The organism is Caballeronia arationis, from assembly GCF_001544975.2.
GTDB lineage: Bacteria > Pseudomonadota > Gammaproteobacteria > Burkholderiales > Burkholderiaceae > Caballeronia > Caballeronia arationis.
Map to the genome: position 1 here is coordinate 1 of NZ_FCOG02000594.1, position 572 is coordinate 572.

Genomic DNA, 572 nt, shown 5'->3' on the forward strand with positions numbered 1-572 from the left:
GGTCATGGAAGCTTGCGCCGGTGCCCATCACATGGCCCGCAAACTGACGGCCTTCGGGCATCAGGTCAAGCTCATCTCGCCGCAGTTCGTACGGCCCTTCGTCAAGAGCAACAAGAACGATTTTGTAGACGCGGAGGCAATCTGCGAGGCAGCGTCGCGCCCAGCCATGCGGTTTGTAACACCGAAGACCGAATCGCAGCAAACGCTGTCCGCCCTGCACCGGGTGCGTGAGTCGCTGGTGCGCGACCGCGTAAAGACGAGCAACCAGATGCACGGTTTCCTGCTCGAGTTCGGCATCAGTCTGCCCATCGGACAGGCTGTGATCAGGCGCTTGCCGACGGTACTCGCCGAACATTCCCTTCCGCCGTCGCTGGTCTCAATTCTTGAGCGCCTGCACGCCCACTTCAAGTACCTGAGCGAGCAAATCAACGCGATCGACAAGGAGATAGCCCGGCAGCTCGCGGCTGACGACCTCGGCCAGCGTCTGCTGAGCATCCCAGGTGTCGGTCCTATCACAGCGAGCGTGCTAGCCGCCGAAATGGGCGATGGCAAGCAATATGGTTGCAGCCGGG

At 61.4% G+C, this 572-nt stretch carries 1 protein-coding gene; it reads left to right on the forward strand.

The window, feature by feature from the left end:
* On the forward strand, positions 1 to 572 hold a 572-nt coding region (locus tag AWB81_RS44030; protein WP_144444439.1), incomplete at both ends, for an IS110 family RNA-guided transposase.